This is a genomic window from Romboutsia sp. 1001216sp1, from assembly GCF_039841805.1.
GTDB classification, from domain to species: Bacteria; Bacillota; Clostridia; order Peptostreptococcales; family Peptostreptococcaceae; genus Romboutsia_C; species Romboutsia_C hominis.
This window is the reverse complement of record NZ_JBDPHA010000031.1, coordinates 1-3,282: the sequence shown is the minus strand read 5'-3', so window position 1 is coordinate 3,282 and position 3,282 is coordinate 1. Positions and strand designations below refer to the sequence as shown.

Annotated in this window: 4 protein-coding genes; all 4 read right to left on the bottom strand. The window is 31.4% G+C overall.

The window, feature by feature from the left end; translation table 11 throughout:
• The coding region (gene uxuA, locus ABHC41_RS14570; RefSeq protein ID WP_271894474.1) for a mannonate dehydratase at positions 1 to 899 on the bottom strand (899 nt) is incomplete at its 3' end.
• A 15-nt stretch (positions 900 to 914) separates the two neighbouring features.
• A complete protein-coding gene (locus tag ABHC41_RS14565; RefSeq protein WP_347553585.1) occupies positions 915 to 1,934 on the bottom strand; it encodes a sugar kinase in 1,020 nt (339 codons plus the stop codon).
• Positions 1,918 to 2,529, bottom strand: coding sequence for a bifunctional 4-hydroxy-2-oxoglutarate aldolase/2-dehydro-3-deoxy-phosphogluconate aldolase (locus tag ABHC41_RS14560; RefSeq protein ID WP_347553584.1), 612 nt, complete (start codon positions 2,527 to 2,529; stop codon positions 1,918 to 1,920). Before ABHC41_RS14560 ends, ABHC41_RS14565 begins: the two co-directional genes overlap by 17 nt.
• A 9-nt stretch (positions 2,530 to 2,538) precedes the next feature.
• Positions 2,539 to 3,282: SDR family oxidoreductase (locus tag ABHC41_RS14555; RefSeq protein ID WP_347553583.1), on the bottom strand; the 744-nt coding region annotated here is incomplete at its 5' end.

Here is a 3,282-nt window from a genome sequence, read left to right as displayed (position 1 = left end):
CAGTATGCTTTTACTATTTCATAAAAATCAAGCGATCCACACTCAGATAAATGAGCTACTTCATTGAAACTACTTTCTCCTGTTATTAATACGTTTCTTAAGTGTGCAAAGTTTATTCTATTTTTTTCTTTACCAAAGTATTCAACCATTTTTACTACATCATTAGTACTTGTACATCCAAGTGATCCTGTACATAAAGTTATACCATTGTATTCACTATCATAAAGGTTTATAAATCTTTCTAGATTTTCAAAGTTAGTTATTATTCTTGGAAGTCCAAATATACCCCATGGTGGATCATCTGGATGTATAGCCATTTTTACGTTACTTTCCTCAGCTACAGGTAATATTTCTTTTATAAAGTATTCAAGATTTTCCCATAACTTTTCTTCATCTATATCTTTATATTGATCTAGTAATGCTCCTAGTCCACCTTCTCCATAAGAAGTGTCCCACCCTGGAAGTTCTAATTCACCTAGTGCTGGATCCATTTTCTTAACTGTTTCTTCATCATATATAAGACAAGTTGATCCATCTTCAAGTTCATAGTTTAGATCTGAACGAGTCCAGTCAAACACTGGCATAAAGTTGTAACAAACTGTTTCTATTCCTGCTTTACCAAGATTTCTTAATGTTTCTTTGTAGTTTTCTATATACTTATCTCTAGTAGGAAGTCCTAACTTTATATCTTCATGAACTGGTACACTTTCTATTACTGAAAGTTTTAGTCCATTGTCTTCTACAGTCTTTTTAAGTTCTAATATTTTGTCAATTGGCCAAGCTTCTCCAACTGGTATATCATATATTGCTGTAACTATTCCTTTCATTCCTGGTATTTGTCTGATGTACTCTATTTTTACAGGGTCATCTTGTCCATACCATCTAAACGTCATTTCCATTTACTGTTCCCCCAATTATCTTTTTATATTTTGTAGACCTTTATCTATCAAACTAATAACAGATTCTTCGTCTACTAAATTTATATCTCCTCTTATAGAATGCTTTAGTGCACTTGCACAAACTCCAAATTCAACAGTCTTTTTTGAATCCATATTATTTATTACTCCGTGAAGTATTCCTGCTGTAAATGCATCTCCTCCACCAACTCTATCTAATATATCAAATGTATATTCACTTGATATTTGCATGTCATTTCCATCAAATATATAACCTTTTAATGAGTTATTATTTATTGAATGAACACTTCTTTTAGTACATGCTGCATATTTTATATTTGGATAATTCTTAAATAACTCTTTGTACAACTCTTTAAGAGAATCTTCAAAGTCTAAATCATTATCTTTATATTTTAATATGTTTGTCATATCTAACTTTCCTAAAAATGCTATATCTACATAAGGAAGTACTTTTTCTAAAAATCCTTTAGCTTCTTCTAAACTCCAAAGCTTAGCTCTATAATTAGAATCCAAGGACACTAGTATACTATTTTCTTTACAGTATTTTGCAATATCTATAACTAAGTTATATAACTCTTTGCTAAGTGCTGGAGTTATACCAGACATATGAACTAAACTTACATCTTTTAGCATACATTTGATATCAAATTCTTCTTTATTTGCCATAGATATAGCTGAGTATTTTCTATCATATATAACTTCTGTACTTCTATATCCATGACCTATTTCAGAAAAATATATTCCTAGTCTTCCTTCTCCTCTAACGACTGAAGAGGTATCTATATCAAATCCTTTTAAATCTCTTATTACTTTATCACCTAGTGAGTTGTCTGGTAATTTAGTTGCAAACTTCGTCTTATGACCAAAACAAGATAAACTTGCTATAACGTTTGCTTCTCCACCACCATAAATTGCTTCAAAAGAGTTTGACTGTATAATTTTTTTATTGTTGGGAGGTATTAATCTTAACATTACCTCCCCAAAACCTAAAACCTTTTTATTATTTGCTTCTGACATTTTGTATTTTCTCCACAAATTCCTTAGCTAAGTTTTCTATATCTTCTAAGCTTCCTGCATTAAATAGTGAACTTCCTACTCCTACACAAGAAACTCCCATTTCAAACCATTTTTCCACATTGTTTATATCAACTCCACCAGTTGGCATTATTTCAATATTTGGTATTGGAGCTTTTATAGCCTTTACATACTTTGGTCCAAATACGTCTCCTGGGAATAACTTAACCATTTTATTTCCTTTATCTTGTGCATTCATTATTTCACTTACCGTCATACATCCTGGTAAATAAAGTGTATTTAATTCTTTACATACATCGTTTACCTCTTCACTATACCCCGGGCTTACAACATATTTTGCTCCCGCTAATATTGCATCTTTAGCCATTTTAGCATTTAGTACACTTCCAACACCTAATATAAGATTTTTGTCATCTCTTAGTTCATTTATAAGTTCTACAACCTTAGGTATTGAGTATGTTAATTCTACAGCTCTTATTCCACCATTTGCACAAGCATTTATATATCCTTTAGCTTCCTTATGGTCTTTTGCTCTAATTACTGCTACTATTCCTTCTTTTTTTATACTTTCTAGCATAATATCCCCCTATACTCCTGAGTATGCTGAAAATGCTCCATCTACTGGTATAACAACACCATTTACAAATCCTGATGCATCTTCACTTACTAGATATAATAATGTACCTATTAATTCTTGGGCTTCTCCAAATCTTCCCATTGGTGTGCTATTTAATATCTTATTACTTCTTTCAGTTGGAGTTCCATCTTCATTGAATAATAACTTTTCATTTTGTGCTGTTACAAAGAAACCTGGTGCTATAGCATTTACCCTTACTCCTACTTTAGACATATGTACTGCTAACCATTGAGTAAAGTTACTTACTGCAGCCTTTGCCCCTGAGTATGCTGGTATTTTTGTAAGCGGTGTATATGCATTCATTGAAGATATGTTTATTATTGTACATCCTTCTCTGTTTATCATATCTTTACTAAACTCTTGAGATGGAAGTAATGTTCCTAAGAAGTTTAAGTTAAATACAAATTCTACTCCTTTTGGATCTAAGTCAAAGAATGTTGTTAATTCTTCATTATTTAAATCTTCTTCAAATAAGTATTCTTTAGTTGTTGTTCCCTTTGGATGATTTCCTCCAGCTCCATTTATTAATATATCGCATGGTCCTAATTTTTCTAAAATTATATCATGAGCTCTTTTTAAACTCTCTTTATCTAATACGTTAGCTTCTATTCCTATGGCACATCCACCATTATCTACTATATCCTTAGCTTTAGCTTCACAAGCTTCTTTTCCAAGTGCAAGTATAGCTACTTT